Raw genomic sequence first — 19,115 nt, 5'->3', positions numbered from 1 at the left:
AACCCTCCCAGAGATTGTGAATTTTTATAAGTTTTGCTTTACTATATGTTCTTTATAAGCTATTAGGGTGTATCAGAAAGATCTGGTCCGTCTACTCCATCCCTGATCTCATTTATACGGTCCTGGATCACCTTAAGCTCCTCAATGCGTGCATCAAACCTCTCAAGCACCTCGTCGGTACGGGATGCCACAAGCGCGTTTACATCTGAAAGGGTGGAGATAGCGTTGGCAAGCGCTTCCTCACCATCGGCACGCTTCTGCTCAAGTAAGGCTTCCCGGTCCTGAGCGGTTGCCGCGTTACTGTATTCTTCAACGGTAGCGGACATCTTTTCAAGATACGGAGCTGCTTCTTCCATTACGGTACTAAGCTTTTCTTCCAAATCAACCATAGATACCACATCGGTTTTTTCCTGTGCAAAAGAGATAAACAGTGCGCCGCTGATCAGTAAGGTGGTTAGTGTTTTCATAAGATCCTCCCAGAGAAAGTGAAAAAGTGTTTTTTTCTTTCAGGCCTGTTTCTGAGTAGATGATTTAAACAAGCACCGTGCCATACTACCTAACTTATTAATTTTCAACTTATTACAATCACACCAACTTTAGCGGTTAAATAAATTGTGGGTAGTATTGCCCCCTTTAGCTCCTCTCCCTATCATCAGTTTCAAGCTAAGTCCCTGATTTCTTTTGCGATTTAACCTGCTTAGGAAATAGTGTGGTCATTTAACCCCTGCCAAAAAACAGCCCTCTCTTTTTGGTGTACAATAGGTTTATATAGTAATTTTGTGTAGTATTACATTTTATCTCTACAAACATTCAGCCTCAAACAAGGTAAACTTCATGAAAACCAAAAAAACTTCTATCCGGGCATCAGTTATTGCTATGATGCTTTTTCTTATCAGTGTAACAGTGAACTCTACCCACAGCTCAGAGCTTAAAAATCTTGAACGACAGATTATGAACCTTGTTACGAATGGTTCAATTGTTCTTCATGATGAATCGGGAAACCCTCTGATCTCCTACAATAGTGATCAGCCTCTTGTTCCGGCCTCGATAATAAAGATTCTCACCTCTGGTGCAGCATTTGATCTACTTGGGGAAGATTTTCGGTTTAAAACAGATTTTTATAGAGATGACAGAAACAATTTAGCCATAAAGGGATGGGGGGATCCTTTTCTTATTTCCGAGGAGATTGAGATCATAGCCCATGAATTGAAAAACCGGGGAATTAATAGCATACATAGTGTGCATCTTGACAATTCCAGTTTTTCGCCAGACATCATTATTCCCGGTGTTGCACAAACTCTAAACCCCTACAACGCAATAAACGGTGCCCTGATTACTAATTTCAACACCCTAAACCTCACCAGGAGCGCCAATGGGCAAATAAGCTCAGCTGAGGAAGTAACGCCATTAACTCCCCTTGCACTCGCAAAAGCACAAAGCATTGAACCAGGAAACACACAAAGGATCAACCTCTCTTCAGACATGAATGACTGCCTGCGCTATGCTGGTGAGCTCTTTATTGCGATTTTTGAGCGAGCAGGGATTGAGGTCGAGAACCAAACTGTTTCATTTTCTTCGATTGATCCTTCATGGGACCTTTTCTACACACATCTAAACTCCAACGATCTTACAACTATATCACGGGGACTTCAGAAATATTCCAATAATTTCATTGCCAATCAGCTGTTTTTAACCATTGGAGCAGAAAAGATGGGCTATCCTGCCACTCTGGAAAAAGGACGTCAGGTTTTTGAAGATTACATAAGAAATTCATTACAAATAAGCCCTGAGGAACTGATGATGCATGAAGGATCAGGGATATCCAGAAGCAATACTATTACCGCCAATGTAATGATTGGAATACTTGAGGAGCGAAAAGACATCGCTGATCTTTTGCCCTCGCACAGAAATGCGCTCGCAAAATCAGGTACTCTTACGGGTGTTTATAACTATGCCGGCTACATCCCATCTCCCAATGGTAACAGACCATTTGTGATTATTCTTAACCAAAATGCTAACAACAGAGATGCAATTCTTGACCTGCTCGTGCAATACTCAAACAGTATAAATTAGTAATCAAGAAGAGATGTAAATGCCAAAGCCACAGTTCAATATAAATGTAACTGACGCTTTGGCATTATTAAGAGTTATAATTATTCTACACAACATCCGTCCCTGTCTCCCGATTAAGGGACACGGAATTGTTTGATTATATACAGATCTACATCTTACTCCGGCTCCTTTTTAGAACGGATTGGGGATCCACGTCCAAAGGTCTCAATAAATGGTGTAGTCGGTAAGTAAGATACCTTATTGACTTACACTCGGTTATATTATTCTATTTTGGACAAAAATAATTCTCTACAACCGTTAAGCCTTAGCTCATTACCCCCCCTTGCTGTTCAGTACCTTACTATACACAAATTCAAGCTATTAACCTATCCAAAAGCCAAAGCGATCAATCCTCATTTACAAAAACCCCGCTGTTTTCTGCTTCAGTTTATATGCTAAAAGCCTAAGCACGATAGTTAAATATGCGTGACAGATACTGAAAAGTAGTGTATAATGATTGGTCGGTAGTCTAAGCGCCACAAAAAAAGACAATTTATTTCAGGATGTTTTATTGCATTTTGCTATAATACAATTACTTATGATCTTGGGTATAAATGTTGATACTGTCTTATTCACTACAAATTCATAATTAGCAGTGGAGATGCCTATGAGAAAAACAATTGCTACTATTATCATGCTAACTGTCAGCTCAGCGATTATAATGGTGGGAGAAGCCCAAAAAAACACAGTATTACCGGAAGACAATTTTGAAGTAAGGGTTACAAAGGTTATAAATGAAACAGAACCACTTCTGGAAGAAATTGAGCAGATCATGGCTGAGTTTGAGACGTTAACCATTGATGAGGTTGACTCAACAACAAATGATGATTATAATAACGTAGTTCTGTTAAGTGATCATTTAAATTATCTTTTAAAAGTACTGGAAGAGAACAGTCGTGGTAAAGAAAACTCAATGATTGCAAGACACGAATAGAAAGCAAAGAGAAGTAACAATCACCTCTCTTTTTTTCTCTTCACTAATCAAGCCAAAGAGCAGCAGTTACACCTCTTGGATAGTACCTGCTTCCACATACTTTTCCCCGGTTCATTTGATCGCTGAATGCAAAATATGAGTTTTGAGAATTAAGCAGCCACCCGATATGGGCCTTGTCAGCCTCAATATCTGCATCCATTCCAAAGATGTTCTCTGTAATATATTGACACAGATAAATTTTGCTTAACCAGGAATTGTCACTTGTAGAAGACAACTTCCATCCGGAATCATCAAACAGACAGACTCCCTTTTTAAGAACAGCCCTGCAGTGAGCAGCCAGCGCTTCCACAAATTCACTGTACCTGGAGTCTCTAAGAACCTCTCTGCAACAAACATCTATAAATACCAGGCCTTCAATGATAGGAATAATAACCGACTTATTTCCTTTTTCAAGCAGAGCGGGTATAGATTCATCGCCCTGTTTATAGCTAAGAATTGTCTGAGCACACTTATGAGCCTGCAGGGAAGCCAACTCAGACATCTCTTTTTGCTTTGAATTAAGCATTTTTTCAAGGAGTATATAAGCTGCCCAGCACTTTACAGCCAGATAGGTGTTTCTTCTGGACTGTCCCAGAGATGAATCAACGTTATCGTAGGTAGTAATTTCCGCACCGCCTGCAGTCCTGGCGGAATCAAGATCCATCACCCCGTCTCTGAGATTTTCATCATAGTGATCACGATTAACCATGCTTTTAAGACACTCAACTAACAGAGGTATTTGCTTATTAACCCATTTGGTATCTGAAGCAGCGTGTGCGTAGACCCCGGCACACAGCACCCAGTTAACAAGCTGTTCGTGGGTCATATGAGAAAAACACCCATCAATACCTTCAAGTTCGTAGGCTGAATGCCCGAAGCGGGAAAATGAGTTTGCAACCCCCATATCATGGGTAAAACTTACTCCACCCGGAAACTTTTTTTCGGATTCAGGCAGTTTTACCATATCACGGTATCTGTATTTATCGGGATCAGCATACAAGTCAAGAACATTTCGAACAGTCCAGGGATTCATCTTCATCTCAAAAAAGAGCTGATCGACAAAAAGGTCGAAGGTGTTTATCATTCGGTACTCACCTTCATTTACTACCCAAACAGGTCTGTTTTCACTTATGAGAAGCTCTGTATTTCCATAATAACTTCTTATGGCATGAGCGGTCATAAATTTTCTTTCCTCAGAAAGAGTGGAGTTCTCCAGTAATCGGTTACCGTCCAGAGCTGCTTTTTTATACATCTCAACATTAGATAACCCATAGAGCGCTACTTCCTCTATTTGGTTCCAAAATTTGGTATAATAGTAGGCTGTGTCAATACCCGTGGTTACTATTCCACCCCGGTAAAAACATACAGCAAACCTCCAGGTAGATATTTTCCCCGCGGGAGCAGTCATTACCAGCGCAGCAGTGGTACCGAGACCAAAGGAGTAGTTGTTTTCAGTTTCGGGAAAACAGATCTCATCAATAGAGAACGCCTGGGCTGATTGTGTATTATTATCTATTGTACATATTGCATACTGACGGCCCTGGGCGATTCCGGTGAGGTTATCCGATGTTTTATTTAACTGGCGCATTGCGGTATACGGATCGTTTCCTTCAAACCCAAATACAGCTTTGCGCTCTGTACTACACGCCCGGTTATCTACGGTAATTTCTGCAAAAACGGCTGGTATGATAGCGTTCTTTAGTTCGTTATGAGATGCAGTGTCCGGATCCGGTATAGCGTGGACGGGAGAAAAGATCTCAAAGCTTAAATCTTCAGCTTGCCATTTATCTGTACACAGAGCATAATTACGCTTTATAGCAGTAGATGGGAAAGAGTGAATTTGGTTTGGTTTTGAGTCAGTAGTTTGTGCCTGATTGTCGAATTTTTCTCTCATGTTTTTTGCCGATGCAAAGAAAGGCATCATAGAAAAGGTCTTAAAATCCTTTGATTGCAGCCCGATATAAACATTTTGATTTGCAGGTCCGCTCAGCTCCATTCCAAGCCCGCCGCAGGCCCCCGCATGACCCAATGTGAATGAAGCAAATGCCCCCATAGGCGAATGGTGTGCATTGAAAAATTGGTTTTCCATCTATTACCCCTGTTCTCTTAAAAGCGATCCCTTAGTGATAATTACACTGAATAATATAATCAAATGAATAGTGGTGTTCAATTTGTATGTTTGTATAATGCTGATTTGAGTACATCTGAAAGAAACATGTAACAACCGGGCGCATTGCTAATAATCCGAATTCAACAGCTGAGGGTAAGGAATGGGCATATGAACAAGGAAAGAACTAATGAGAACAGTGTCACTGATTACTCCCACTGTTTTAGCTTAAAATGCCCCATTGTATTAATTATCATCCCCTCTTATACTATCAAAGTGAATATGGAGATGATATCATGTATCCTTAAGGATATTGCTTAAGTTTTCGGTGAATTCACTCCCCTACAAAAGCCCTGCTCGAAATAGAAAACAACTCCTGAGTATACTTATACTCTTTTTTCTTTTTGGGAAAAGTGTTGTCAAACACCTTTGCAGCCTTAGTATCTATTTGGTAGACTTCACTGGGATAGTATCTCCATTGCCTCCCCTGAAGAGAACCTTTTTCCAATTCAAGGACCAGAAGACTGTAGGGATATTTCCCTTCACTGTCACTAACAGAAAAATCTTTTGAGCATTTAAAGCCATGTACACAGTAATTATGCGGATGCCCTTCTATAACAATTGCTTTATAATTGTCAGAAACAGCCTTTTTAATTGTGTGACGAATCAAAGCCGAACCAATACCTTTTCTTTGGTATTGAGGCAGTACACTAACTGGTCCAAATGTTAAAGTAGTAAGGGTAAAACCATTTTCATCGATTAGTTTTGATCTGGCATACATGATGTTACCCACAACCCTGTCATCAACAACTGCAACAAAGCCATACTCCGGCAAAAAGTCTGGATGTTCTCTCATAACATGGACCAGATAGTGCTCATCACAGCCAGGATCATACAGATTCCAAAAAGCCTCACGCGTTAGGTTTTCTACCTGCCTGTAATCATCTTCCGTTTCATTTTCTAATGGTTATCGACATGTCCCTGCCCTCTGCCAGTTTTATAACGATTGATGTTCTACTCCAAGTGAAATTTCCAAAGGTTTTTACTCTTGCCATCTTCATGAATGATAAATTCATGTTCCTTTCCCGATGTATTCTTCCACTTTATTTTCTCTGAAGGTATCCCCTCAGGCATAAAGGTTTTTATAACTACAGTTTCATTGCGCACCGTATCAATTCTATGAACAATATCTGTCTCAATCAACTCCTGGCTGCAATCATCCCATTTTAAATTAATCAGTACAAAATCCTTTATGACTCCCTGGACATTAACTTCAACATACTCTCCATCCATAGCCCCCTTTAGTATGGTGGTATTACCGTTATGAACTGATTCTGGCGCTTTATACAGTCCTTTTATAGTCACTGTAGTACTTGTTTCTTTATCGATACAATTACCTGCAAACAGATTGAAAGCTACTGATAAACAGATGCAAATAAAAATAACAACTTTTGAATTCATAATATTTTTTGTTGACCCTATCATTAAGCTCTTTTACCTAAACACTTAATTACAGCACTAAGAAATTCGGTTCTATTTAGGGGCTTGGAGAAAGCATAGTTTGCACCAAATTGTTTTGCTGTTGACAGATAGACATCCGGGTGAACTTTTCCTCCTCCGGAAACAGCAATAATCGGAATATGTTTGTAATGTTGGCGTAGTTCAATTATTGTTTCCAATCCTTCTTTATCCGGCATTACAATATCAGTTATAATGAGGTCTGGTTGGTATGAATCAATTATTTGTAGCCCTTCTTTCCCATTAAAAGTCCCGACGGCATCGATGCCTTCCCGTTCCATCATTTGCAAAAGCATACCTCTAAAGAGCTCATCATCATCAATTATCATTACCTTTGGCATTAAGATTCACCTTTCTTCTGCAATACCTCGCTAATTAGCTGTGCAATACTTCGTTTTCTAAACGGTTTGAATATTAACGCATCAATACCAGCATCCATTGCACTTTGTTCATCTACAAGCTTACTGTATCCGGTACATAAAATAATAGGTATATCGGGTTTAATTTTTCGGATTTCCCTGGCAAAATCAACACCGGGATAAACCGGCATTGTTTGATCAGTTATAATCAAATCAAACATTCCAGGGGTTTTCTTAAAAGCACCAAGGGCTTCAAAAGAGTTGTTAAAAGTGATAACTGTATAGCCAAGATCACTGAGCATCTCTTCAGCCATTTTCACCATCAATTCTTCATCATCAACAAACAAAACAGTCCCTGTTCCCTGACTTACAGGCCTGTTTTCCTCTGGGGTACACGAAGCACATACATCTTTTTTGTATTTAGGCAAATAGACACGAAAAGTAGTTCCTTTTCCCAATGTACTTTCAACTCTGACTGTTCCCCGATGACTCTGAATTATACCGAAGAGCACAGCCATGCCCATTCCAGTTCCTTCACCCTGAGTTTTGGTGGTAAAAAATGGATCAAATACCCGCTTAAGTGTATCGGTATCCATACCACATCCGTTATCACGTATGGTTATAACAGAATAAACTCCCGGAGGAACTGTCCCCGCTCTCCCGGTGATTTTTTCAGTAAACGACTTCTCCTCATGGATCACTTCCAGAAGTCCCTTTTCGTTTTGCATTGCATAGGCAGCATTGGCGCACAAGTTCATCACTATTTCATGAATTTGTGTAGGGTTAGCCCAAATGGGACACGTGTCTTTTTTGATATTACTTTCAATAATAATGGATGATGGTAAACTTGCCCTGAGTAATTCAATAACTTCTTTAATCAGTGGACTAAGATACTGAGGTGTCTTCTCGTCATTACCACGACGACTAAAGTTAAGTATCTGATTCACCAGATTCTTAGCACGTTCGCCTCCCTTTAGAATGCAGTGAATATTTTTAGCAAGCCTGCTTTGAGGCTCAACATCATCCAGTGACAAATCTGCATAGCCGATGATGCCACCTAAAATATTATTGAAATCATGAGCTATGCCCCCGGCAAGCGTTCCGATTGCTTCCATTTTCTCAGCTTGTCGAAGACGCTCACTCATGCGTTTGTTCTCCGTTATATCGAGAAAAACGACTATCCCCGCCTCTACTTTATCGGAGGTTCCAAGTATTGGAGCAGCATTAGCCCACACAATTCTTTTTTCTCCATCAGGACGTTTAATAACAAACTCCTTACTGCAAGTTTCACTGTAGATAATAGCTCGTGCCAAAGGTACTTCATCCTTTTGGTAAGGATTTCCGTTGAAATGATATATTTGCCAGCTTTCAACATAATTGTCTATGGTTATATTATTTACAGAATAATTTGCCGGTATACCTCGAATATCCATTGCGGCTTTATTAACATAACGTAATTTACCATCAGGAGCATCCGCTATCGCAATCCCCGCGTGGCTATTATCTAACGCAGCTTGTAAAAAGGCCTTGTTTTTCTGCAGCGCTTCAATCATTTGTTTACGTTCAGATATTTCTGTACGGGTTCCATACATAAGTAACGGTGTAGAATCACCTGATCTGCTTAGAACTTTCCCTCTATCCAAAACCCAGATCCAGTCTCCATTTTTGTGCATTACCCTGTATTCACATTCAAAGTACTTATCATTTTCTGAAAGATGGCCTTCCAAGGCCTTATTATACAGTTCAAAATCATCCGGGTGAATCACCTTTTCCCAGGAGCTTCTACTAACAGGAAGTAATTCCTTTAGATTATAGCCAAGAATTTGGGCCCATCTATCATTGACAATAATTTCTCCGGTTTGGATATTCCATTCCCATGTACCTACGCGTGTTCCTTCTATTATATCTTCAAGTCTTCGACGTTCATCAGTAAGATTGTCTATTTGCTGTTCCAACTGTGAATTCACCCGAACATTTTCAATCGCGATAGCGGTCGCATCGGCAATAGCCTGTAGATTATTCTTATCATTAGGCGAAGCCAAATGCTCTTTGGCCCAATAAACACCTATTGCACCAAGGGGATCCATACTCCTTATCGGAACCATGAGTAAACTTTTTACAAAAGTAGGCCGGTAAGCATCATGGGGTATTCTGTCGTCGGCATAAATATCTCTGATAGCAACCGCTTTCTTGTGCTCCATCACCCATCCACTGATACAGCTCGACTTTGGAAACCTTTGCCCTTTCCATAAAGGCTCAATTGCTTCCTCATCGGCATAAAAGCAATTATCATCCTCGCATAAAACAAATGTTGCGCCATCAGCACCGGTGAAGCTCTTCGCGGTTTTTCGCACGATTTTCATAATTGATTCAAGGTCCCGCGCCAAGGACAGTTCACATATCATATGAGCAAGGCCAGAGGCATCATTAGATATATTGCCTGTCATGAAAACATTCTCCTCATCTGGGTATATTCGAAAACGGTTTTGTATGCGTTGCTTCCCACCACTTGATTAGTTCACCCTGGCACATTGCTATCAAACATAAGATTGTACCATAGTGAGTAATCAATTTCTAATAACTATAGTCACTCATCTCCTGGTTCATCGTTCTCTGAAGCCTCTTCACCTTCATCATCCTTTATCGTTTCTTCAACGATATTTGTAAGGCGTTCTTTCTCCAGGAACTCTTCTACCTCATTTTCCACCGTTTCATTTATGTGATGTTCCTGAGAAAGACCAAGGTAAAGCGAATACACAATAAACAAAAGAATAACGGCAAAGGGAAGCCCCGTGGCAACAGAAGCAGTCTGAAGAGTAGTTAATCCACCTCCAGCCAGAAGAACAGAAGCTATGATTCCCTCCATTATAGCCCAAAATACTCTTTGCTGTACAGGTGAATTCAGTTTTCCTCCTGAAGTCAAATGGTCAACCACCAATGATCCGGAATCTGAAGATGTTATAAAAAACACTACCACCAATAGGATTCCAATAAAAGAGAGAAGCAACGGCAAGGGGAAATGAGCAAGCATTTGGAACAGGGCGGTCGATACGTCCTCCGTGACGGTAGCATATATTTGCGCTTCCCCGGTAGTTTCCAGAAAAATGGCCGATCCTCCAAAAACAGACATCCACACGAAGGAAAGGAGTGTCGGAATAAACATTACACTTATAATAAACTCCCTCACAGTCCTGCCTTTGGAAATCCTGGCTATAAACATTCCTACAAATGGTGACCAGGATATCCACCAGGCCCAGTAAAAAACCGTCCATAGCCCCTGCCAGTTTGTGTCTCTGAATGTTTCGGTCCAGAAGCTCAAATGTACAAGAGTTCCAAAGTAATACCCGATATTTTGAGTAAACCCTCCTAAAACATAAACGGTTGGTCCGGTTATAACAATGAATACCATAAAAAGAGCCGCCAGCCCCATATTTAGTTTACTGAGCCTCTTTACACCACCATCAAGTCCCAGGATAACCGACCCCGTGGCAACTGCTGTAATTGAAGCGATAAGTACAATTTGCACCCATAGAGTAATTTGAATACCAAACAGATAGTTAAGCCCCGCATTTACCTGTGCAACTCCCAGTCCCAGAGAAGTAGCCAGGCCAACTAATGTAGCCAGAACTGAGAAGATATCAATTAAATCACCCCAGAAGCCATATATCTTTTCCCCAAGAAGAGGATAAAATATTGATCGTATAGTTAATGGAAGCCCTCTGTTAAAGGCAAAAAATGCAAGCCCCAGCGCGACCACCGAGTAAACGCCCCAGGGATGAAGCCCCCAATGAAAAAACGTTACCCCCATGGCAGCCTGAGCGGCTTCGGGAGTTAATGCTTCGATCGCTTCAAACAGAGGGGATGGAACATGGAAGTGGGTTATGGGCTCCCCCACACTCCAAAACATCAGGCCGATACCCATCCCTGCACTTAAAAGCATTGAAAACCAGGCCAGAGTGGAAAACTCAGGCTGTGCATCTCTCCCCCCAATCCTAATTTTGCCAAAACGACTGAATGCAAAAAAGAAAGCAGCTATAATAAGTACATTTACCGTAAGTATCAAAAACCAGCCGAAATTATGGGTGATTATTTCGAACGCACGTCCAAAAAAAACTTCTGCAGGCTGGCGAAAAGAAAGTACCAGCCCTATAAATACAGTCAAAAAAGCTACTGAGATCATAGTGACCCACAGATTAACATCGAACCCTATACCCGTCCAGTTATTCTCCCCGGGTTCTCTTCTTTTGGAATCATCGAAAAAGGATGCTGTAGGTTTGACCTGCAGGCCCTGAAAAGGTTTTCTGTCCTTTATGGCCTTCGACCGCGCATTTTTCTCTATTCTGGATATTCTTTGAAATAGTTTCCGTTTTAATTCCTTCTCGTCGTCCTTGTCTTCCATTTTCACCCCGATTTTTTGGAAAGTAAAAATATGTATAGCAGATATGTTTTTGGCGGCATTTTGAAAAAACTACATAATGCTAATTTTATTGTAAATGGTTATAGTTCAAGATTATAAACAGCAAATATGGATTCATTTTTATTGAAGTATTTGATATTCCGGTATGGAGTACTCAGGTTGTGATAGCAGTTTTGGGTAGGAAAAGACCGGGTAATCAACGTATTTACCACGTTTTCTCCCCGATCTTTGGTGTTACTTAATGAATTGTACTGATTAGTTCAAAGCTGCATGATAAACACCTTCAGTATAGCTTGCCACGGTATTCCAATTATACTTATCTTCAACCGCAACCCGTCCATTGCGCCCCAGCGCACGACAGTGGTCGTGATCCGCTAAAAGGGAACCGATACCATGTGCCAAACCACCAGGATTAGCATCGACTAAAAACCCATTAACATCATGCCAAATAAATTCCGTTGGACCACCAGCACTTGTTGCCACAACCGGTTTTCCTGCCGCCCATGCTTCCAGTGCTACTATCCCAAAGGGTTCGTTTCGACTGGGTAAGGCCAGAATATCTGCAGATCGCATCAGTTCACTGTATTCACCTCTGGAGACGCTGCCAAGAAAACGAATAGCATGAGTTACTCCAAGCTCATCAGCTCTGTTTACAACTAAATCTTTTTCCGGCCCATCTCCCGAAATGATGAATTTGGCAGAAGGGAAATAACCAAGCACCATGGGTATCGCTTCCACTAACAGATCCATACCCTTTTGAACAATCATTCTCCCGGCAGCAAAGATAGTGGGATCAAGAGGGTCGATACCATAACGTGCCTTTACAGAACCGGGCTCAAGAAACCCATCAAAGGCGTTATAAGATATTCCATTTGGAACCACATGAATCTTCCAGTGCGGCACCTGGTATATGCGCTGAAGCTCATTAGCGAGAAAACCACTCACAGAAATAATCACGCTTGCATGATTACAGGCAGCATATTCGGTGTCTCTTATCCATCTGGCAAAACCATCATGAAAAATATTGCCATCCCGACCATATTCAGTCGAATGCATTGTCAGAACAGAAGGTGTTCCAAATCCATCGGTGATGTATTTAAGTACATTACCTGTTAACCAATCATGAGCATGCACCAGCTCAAATTTTCCGATCAGAGATGTTACTTCGTAAAACCTGTGAGCCATAGCCTGGCACATCCAGTCCATACTTTCCACAAAATTATCACTGATTCCGTGATCGATGCGGTGATAATGCACTCCATCGATCCGATCATAATAGCTCTGCTCCGGTTTGCGGCGGGTGAAGACATGTACTTCATGGTTCCTGCGTTCAAGGCCGGCGGCAAGTTCTGTGGTATGAACACCCAAACCACCAATATTGATTGAGTGTAGAGATTCCCATGAAAAAAGAGCTACACGCATAACAGCGTCTCCTTTAGTTTAAAAGGTGTATTTAGGTAATGTAAAAAAGGGAATTTTAATTTTAGATCAATGTTCTGTGAGAATAAAAATGAGTGATGCTTGTCGCATTTCGAAATAAAATATAGTTTTTGGACATGGTACGTCAAATAAATTTATTGTTATTATAAAAAATGTCTCCCAAATCATACTATTATATATAGTGATGAAACAGATCTAAATCACATTCATCCCATAGGGTTTAAAAAATATTTGACCTAACAGCGAAGCTTCTATTGATGGGGAATTTAAAATACAGAGGTCGATAGAGGTGCCTGAGGGTGGAAAGGGGAAAGAGAGTGCATTTTTTTCCTCTCTATGCCTCATCTCTGACTAACGCGTTTTTTTACTGCGTTCTCGGTGACTCTGCGTTTTTTATCTTTCTGTAAGAGAGGGTTAACCGTAAAATATGTAAAGACAAATGTGTGAACAGACTGTTGAAATCTGAAAGAACTTATATCCATAACCACAAAAAAAAGCAGCTTCTGCAAAAATTTTACATTATTTGGATGGTAGTGGATCTAAATTACAGAAACGGCAGTTCTTAACAATCATATCACCTTTGTGATCTGCTATGGCAACCATAACAGTTTTTCAAAATCAGATATATGGTTCAAAGTTTTTCTTTCACGAACAAAAATCTTCGGGAAGCTTACCCCTGTAACATTGAAGTGGTTTTTTAACACAAGCCAGCAAGCAGTAGTTACAATCGATACAGTTTGAAACAGACTGTTCACCTTTTTTCCACTTCTTTGGTAGATCCGGTTCATTGATCAAAGGTCTGCACAGAGCTACATAATCAGACTTACCCGACTCAACTATTTCATTGGCTGACCTTAACTCCCGTATACCACCAACAGAGATAACGGGTACAGAAACCGCTTTTTTTATTTGTTCCGCGATCTCAACATTATAGTCTTTTATCTCTCTGTGCAGTTTGAACCTTTTTTTTACAAACAGATTAATAATACTCTTTTTTAACCCCCGGACATTGTGTAACCCAGGTACCACCTTATACAAAACTTCATAGGGGATACTTTGGCAGCGCACTGTTTCAAACAGATTCCCATTGCCACATGATACTTCAATTGCATCACATGAAGAAAGCTCAAGCAACTTTGCTACAGCTACTGCTTCTTCGGGATTCATTCCCCCCTTCTGCTCATCATTTCCGCTTATTTTTATAATGATTGGAAAAGTGCCAACCTTCTCTCTTGACCGGGTTAATATCTCCTTTATTATACGAAAGCGATTTTCAGTCGATCCGCCCCACTTGTCTTTGCGTCTGTTTAGGTAAGGTGAAAGAAATTCGGAAAGAAGATATCCGTGTGCGGCAAGTAGTTGCACACCATCAAAACCAGCCCTTTTTGCACGAAAAATGCATGAAACAAAAATGGCTATAAGCTCTTCAATCTCTTTTGCGGTAAGCTCAACAGAGGTACTGTGGTTTATTTTGTAACATCTTTTAGAAGGAGCAACCGGATGCTTCCCAACAAGTTCTTTTGCTCCCAATCCACCAGCATGCCCAATCTGAAGCATAATCGGTGTGTGGTGTTTTTTAACAGTAGTAATAATTTTTTTGTATATAGCGACCTGTTCATCACTGTCAAAAACCGCCATGTTTGAACAGGATCTCGCGCTTTTTAGAATCCCTGCATAGCCGGTTATGATCATTCCTACCCCGCCCATTGCAATCTGTTCATACAGGTCTATAAGCGGCTCAAGTGGCCTGCCATGCTCATTTGCCAGCCCTTCGTGTGTTGCAGAACGGATTATGCGATTTTTAAGCGTAATACCTGCAAATGTATTCTTCTCGAATAATTCCATCAATTCTCCGACCGTTATCTATAAAGATATCATCAATGAGCATTCTAAATCTGATAAATTACATTTATCCCTAATTAAAACAAAGTCTTACCTCTCCAAAAAACTTTTTATCACTGGTGATTTGTTTGAATTGTTAAATGTAATACTATAATTTTACTACAGTTTTCAGTTTTACGCTTTTAGTTTTTCCTGATGTTATGTTAAGAGAATACAACTCAAATAGTATAAATGCCTCTTATTACAATCAACTCAAAGGAGAAAATCTTTGTTTTACAATGAGTTGGAAACTAATCGGGACTAGATGCGACCAAAACAAGGACGAGTTTTCATTACATCACTTTTTTTTCGCCTTACAATATCAAAATTGCCTCCCAAAACCATAGTTTTGATAGCTACTGCAAAAGATTCATCGCACCCGGAGCTCCTATTTTTTATCAGTACGAAACCACTCCATTCACACAACCCTATCTTGAAAGAAACACCTTTAGATAGTATTTTAGCTCCTTACAAGGTTGCAACGTGATCATTTAAAGATAACACCATTTCTACCAGAGCTTTCTATGCCTTTTAATATATTAGTTGTCCTTATACTCATGGGTGGATGGTTAGTAGGAAAGTCATTTTCCAAAGCCGGCCTGCCATCTGTACTGGGCATGGTCGTATGGGGCCTTGTAATCGGCTTTTTATGGAGTGACTATCTCCCACCCCAGTTATCTGCAATTGAGCCTTTTTTAAAATCTATGGCCCTGATTATTATTCTTTTACGGGCTGGCCTGGGAATTAAAAAAAGTACATTAAAAAAAACCGGGGTCACTGCCCTGCTGATGGCTTTTATTCCCTGCATAGTAGAGGGCACGGTGTTAACTGTCCTGATCCATTATTTTTTTGGTTTTCAGTGGCCCATTGCGGGTCTTACCGCATTTATGCTGGCTGCGGTATCCCCGGCGGTGGTGGTGCCATCTATGCTCGACCTTAAGGATAAAGGGTATGGCAAAAAAAACGATGTTCCAACGATCGTGTTGGCCGGAGCAAGTATTGATGATGTTTTTGCTATCACTGTCTTTACAGTCTTTCTTCAGTCGCTCACAGCCAACCAGGTTAATTTAACCAGATTTTTACTCTCTGTTCCTTTTGCTCTGGTGACAGGAATTATAAGTGGCATCGTGATTGGTTTCACTTTGGTCTGGCTTTTTAGAAGAAAAGGTGCCGATATAAGAGCAACCGAAAAAACACTCATTTTGCTGATGATCGCCGTAATGCTGGTGCAGATTGGAGACTGGCTCCATATGGCCTCTTTACTGGGGGTTATGACAATTGGGTTTATTCTACTTGAAAAACAGGAAAAAATCGCACATGAGCTTTCTTTCAAACTTTCAAAAATGTGGGTGTTTGCGGAAATAGTACTCTTTGTTCTTATCGGAATATCTGTTGACCCACTTGTTGCTCTCGATGCTGGTAGTAAAGGATTATTGATTATCTTTCTGGGGGTACTGTTTCGCGCTGCATCAGTTCTTTTTGCCACTTCGTGGTCTGAACTCACTTTTAAGGAGCGATTGTTCTGCGCAATCGCCTATACACCAAAAGCAACTGTTCAGGCTGCACTGGGTGGTGTCGCGTTATCGATGGGAATCGAACATGGTGAGACGATTCTGGCGCTTGCAGTGCTATCAATAATGATTACTGCTCCCTTAGGCCTTATCGGAATCAGACACTTTGGAAAACATCTTCTCAGTATGGAGTTTTCTGAAAACGAATAGACAAACTATTATCATGTACCGATTCATAGATATCGTACCTGAAAATCAAACAGAAACCCAAAATACGGTCATCTGATTTTACCCGCAAACTCAGCGATTCTGTTACTCTTCAAGCAGTGTTACCAACCGCTCTTCAATGTGCCTTTTCACTTCGGGGCTATCTGCGGTTTCGTATAAGAAGTAAAGAAGCGCCACACCGGTCTCTTTTCTTCCCGAACGCTGATAAAAAGAGGCTGCAAGAGTACCCAGTTTCTCTGATGGAGCACCGGGCACCTGTGTAGCAATGGTGAAATATTCCGCTGCCCTGTCAGGATCATCATAGTATCTGAAATAAAGCATTCCAAGATAAAAGGGAATTTGCCACCTTTCCTGAGAAAGATGAATCATTCCCCGCTCCATAATAACCCTCGCTGCATCGGGGTTGTTACACACCTCAGGCACAAGAAGCCCTGCGAATTCATAGGCCGGGAAAAAGTGTGGGTGTAAACGGGTGATAATATCAAGTTTCTGTATAAGCCAGGCGTAATCTCTGTCGGTCTGATGCTGTGCACCAAAATAGAGCACCGTTCTTATCCATAAATAATGAGCAAAGGTATCATGAAAACCCAAAAAGAAGGGCTTAACACGTTCGCTGCCCGGTAAAAAAGCCATACTTTCGGGCTTGGGTTCACTGCCATTTATCTTAGTCAGATGGTTCTGTGTTTTAACGGTGGCAGAGAACACAATAAGAGCCGCTGTAATTAAACAGATCGTTTTTTTCACCCCTACAAATCCTTTCTGCCAAAAAGCCAAACGGAAAGAATTAATAACAGTGCAGTATAAAATACACCATAAAGAAAGGTAAAAAAGATATGTCCCTCAGGTACCGGCATCCCGTACACGACCATTGTTCTGATATTAAAGTGGTCAAGATTCGGTAATATATAGTGAACCATTCTAAGAACAAAGGAATGGAAAGCACCCATTGACTGCTGTGCACTCAGCGATACAAGGTTATTCAGATGCCCGGCTGCATAGAAAGCGAGTGTAAATATGGCGGCAAGAGTAGGTGTTGTAAAGGTTGAGAAAAAGATCGCAGCCGAAACGATCACCGCCATTTCGACCAGAATAAGAAAAACTGCCGAAACGATCCCTGCGTTAATACTCCCTCCCATTGTCTGAATCGCTATCATAAAAACAGCGGCAATAAGAAGAAAGTTAAGCAAAAGAGTGAGAAACAACCCGGTAAATTTACCCAATATAAAGGAAGCTCTTCCAACAGGCCGGGTAATGACCCCGTACACGGTTTTGGTACTGATCTCTACTCCAAGCATCCCTACACCGATAAAAACAGCCAAAAGCAGCCCGGTAAGGGACATGGTTGCAAGCCCAAAATCGGTCATTACCTGAATACGTGAAAAGACCGAAAGGTCCCCAAATGAGATAGACAGAAGAAGCACCACGCCAGCAACAAGCAAAATATTATAGAGTACCTTGTTGCGAATGGTCTCCTTAAAGGTATTTGATGCTACAATTGAGAGCACTTTCATGAATTTTTCTCCGCAGTTGATCCATAAAGAAGGGTTTCGAGGGGCATTGTCCGTTTTTGTATTGAGTGACAGTAGATCCCCTTAGAGTGCAGTAGCTCCTGACAACTCATCAGCTCTTTCTCTCCCGGCACAAAAATCATCCATGTATCATCGGGGTTTATCGTACTGTTCCACCCACGGCTATTCAAATCCTGCTGCAACTCCTCTCCAAGCTCTTTAACCAAAAGCTCAGAGCCCAGGTATCCACGCTCAAGAAGCGCATCAACCCTACCGGTGTACCTTAGTTTACCACCATCAAGCACAATCACATCATCACACACCACCTCTATATCCTCAAGCACATGGGTGCTGAAAAAGATCGTTTTACCCTCATTGCCTAACCTCTTAAACAGGTTTCTGAATAATCTTCTGGCAGGTGGATCAAGCCCGCTCATCGGTTCATCAAGTATAAGCAGGTCAGGATCACCCAGTAATCCACATGCCATGTTCAGACGCTGCTGCATCCCCTTTGACATCTCCCTGATCTTAAGCTTCTCTTTTCCGCTCAGCTCAACGATATCAAGAACCCTTTTGACCTCACCGGCAATCTTGCCCTTTTCGATGTCCAGAAGCTCAGAAACAAACCTGAGTGATTCGGCCACCGAGAGATGGCGGTAAAAATAGGGCTGCTCAGATACGTAAGCAACGTTTTGGCGTGCTTTAGGCTGTGATGCATCCACGGAACGAATCTTTATCGTTCCCCTGCTGGGAGCAACAAGCCCCATAATCATCTTTATTGTAGTGGTTTTACCGGCACCATTGGGACCCACAAATCCGGTAATACGGTTTTGGGCAACACTGAAGGTAACATCACTCACTGCAGAAACTGCAGTGCCCTTAAACCCCTTGCGGTAGACCTTGGAAACTTTTTCCAGTGTGATTATATCCATAAGGCTCATTGTTTTTGGTGAGTTTTGAATCGGTTACAATACTTCCATATTAAATATGACACTTTTTTTCTATTTTTTCAATAGTCAGACGCATTTAATTACTAACGCCCAATCAGGGGGTGTATGATC

The 19,115-nt window shown here is 41.2% G+C and carries 15 protein-coding genes and 1 pseudogene; 4 read left to right on the top strand and 12 right to left on the bottom strand.

The window, feature by feature from the left end:
* Positions 1-62: 62 nt before the first annotated feature.
* Positions 63-467, bottom strand: a complete 405-nt coding sequence (locus QA601_13980; protein MDG5816198.1) for a hypothetical protein — start codon at positions 465-467, stop codon at positions 63-65.
* 367 nt (positions 468-834) lie between these two features.
* Between QA601_13980 and QA601_13975 the strand changes: the two genes are divergently transcribed.
* Positions 835-2,073, top strand: a complete 1,239-nt coding sequence (locus tag QA601_13975; GenBank protein MDG5816197.1) for a D-alanyl-D-alanine carboxypeptidase — start codon at positions 835-837, stop codon at positions 2,071-2,073.
* 646 nt (positions 2,074-2,719) lie between these two features.
* Positions 2,720-3,046, top strand: a complete 327-nt coding sequence (locus QA601_13970) for a hypothetical protein (protein ID MDG5816196.1) — start codon at positions 2,720-2,722, stop codon at positions 3,044-3,046.
* 43 nt (positions 3,047-3,089) lie between these two features.
* Here the strand turns inward: QA601_13970 and QA601_13965 are convergent, their stop codons facing one another.
* Complete coding sequence (locus QA601_13965) at positions 3,090-5,174, bottom strand: glycoside hydrolase family 52 protein (GenBank protein MDG5816195.1); 2,085 nt, start codon at positions 5,172-5,174, stop codon at positions 3,090-3,092.
* A gap of 189 nt (positions 5,175-5,363) precedes the next feature.
* Between QA601_13965 and QA601_13960 the strand changes: the two genes are divergently transcribed.
* Complete coding sequence (locus QA601_13960; GenBank protein MDG5816194.1) at positions 5,364-5,513, top strand: hypothetical protein; 150 nt, start codon at positions 5,364-5,366, stop codon at positions 5,511-5,513.
* 13 nt (positions 5,514-5,526) lie between these two features.
* Here QA601_13960 and QA601_13955 read toward each other — a convergent pair.
* From QA601_13955 to QA601_13925, 7 genes and pseudogenes are all read right to left on the bottom strand, one after another.
* A pseudogene (locus QA601_13955) lies at positions 5,527-6,132 on the bottom strand (N-acetyltransferase).
* A 74-nt stretch (positions 6,133-6,206) separates the two neighbouring features.
* Positions 6,207-6,653 carry a hypothetical protein gene (locus tag QA601_13950; GenBank protein ID MDG5816193.1) on the bottom strand — a complete coding sequence of 149 codons (447 nt, stop codon included), beginning with the start codon at positions 6,651-6,653 and terminating at the stop codon, positions 6,207-6,209.
* A 23-nt stretch (positions 6,654-6,676) separates the two neighbouring features.
* Positions 6,677-7,051 (bottom strand): response regulator, encoded by a 375-nt coding sequence (locus QA601_13945; GenBank protein ID MDG5816192.1) that lies wholly within the window; start codon positions 7,049-7,051, stop codon positions 6,677-6,679.
* Entirely contained in the window at positions 7,051-9,516 is a 2,466-nt protein-coding gene (locus tag QA601_13940; GenBank protein ID MDG5816191.1) for a PAS domain-containing protein, read from the bottom strand. Before QA601_13940 ends, QA601_13945 begins: the two co-directional genes overlap by 1 nt.
* A 140-nt stretch (positions 9,517-9,656) precedes the next feature.
* On the bottom strand, positions 9,657-11,468 hold the full coding sequence (locus QA601_13935) for a BCCT family transporter (GenBank protein ID MDG5816190.1): 1,812 nt from the start codon (positions 11,466-11,468) through the stop codon (positions 9,657-9,659).
* Between the two features lie 273 nt (positions 11,469-11,741).
* On the bottom strand, positions 11,742-12,908 hold the full coding sequence (locus QA601_13930; protein MDG5816189.1) for a glycosyltransferase family 4 protein: 1,167 nt from the start codon (positions 12,906-12,908) through the stop codon (positions 11,742-11,744).
* Between the two features lie 663 nt (positions 12,909-13,571).
* Positions 13,572-14,771, bottom strand: a complete 1,200-nt coding sequence (locus QA601_13925) for an NADH:flavin oxidoreductase (GenBank protein ID MDG5816188.1) — start codon at positions 14,769-14,771, stop codon at positions 13,572-13,574.
* A 560-nt stretch (positions 14,772-15,331) separates the two neighbouring features.
* Here QA601_13925 and QA601_13920 point away from each other — a divergent pair.
* Positions 15,332-16,528 carry a cation:proton antiporter gene (locus tag QA601_13920; protein ID MDG5816187.1) on the top strand — a complete coding sequence of 399 codons (1,197 nt, stop codon included), beginning with the start codon at positions 15,332-15,334 and terminating at the stop codon, positions 16,526-16,528.
* 102 nt (positions 16,529-16,630) lie between these two features.
* On the opposite strand, the gene QA601_13915 is transcribed toward QA601_13920, so the two are convergent.
* From QA601_13915 to QA601_13905, 3 genes are read right to left on the bottom strand one after another with little or no spacing between them, the layout of a single operon-like run.
* Positions 16,631-17,290 (bottom strand): hypothetical protein, encoded by a 660-nt coding sequence (locus tag QA601_13915; GenBank protein MDG5816186.1) that lies wholly within the window; start codon positions 17,288-17,290, stop codon positions 16,631-16,633.
* Between the two features lie 2 nt (positions 17,291-17,292).
* A complete protein-coding gene (locus QA601_13910) occupies positions 17,293-18,057 on the bottom strand; it encodes an ABC transporter permease subunit (protein MDG5816185.1) in 765 nt (254 codons plus the stop codon).
* Positions 18,054-18,986: an ABC transporter ATP-binding protein gene (locus QA601_13905; protein ID MDG5816184.1), complete on the bottom strand. Its 933-nt coding sequence runs from the start codon at positions 18,984-18,986 to the stop codon at positions 18,054-18,056. Before QA601_13905 ends, QA601_13910 begins: the two co-directional genes overlap by 4 nt.
* Between the last annotated feature and the right edge of the window lie 129 nt (positions 18,987-19,115).

It is taken from the genome of Chitinispirillales bacterium ANBcel5, assembly GCA_029688955.1.
Lineage (GTDB): Bacteria > Fibrobacterota > Chitinivibrionia > Chitinivibrionales > Chitinispirillaceae > Cellulosispirillum > Cellulosispirillum alkaliphilum.
This window is presented reverse-complemented; position numbering and strand designations above follow the sequence as displayed.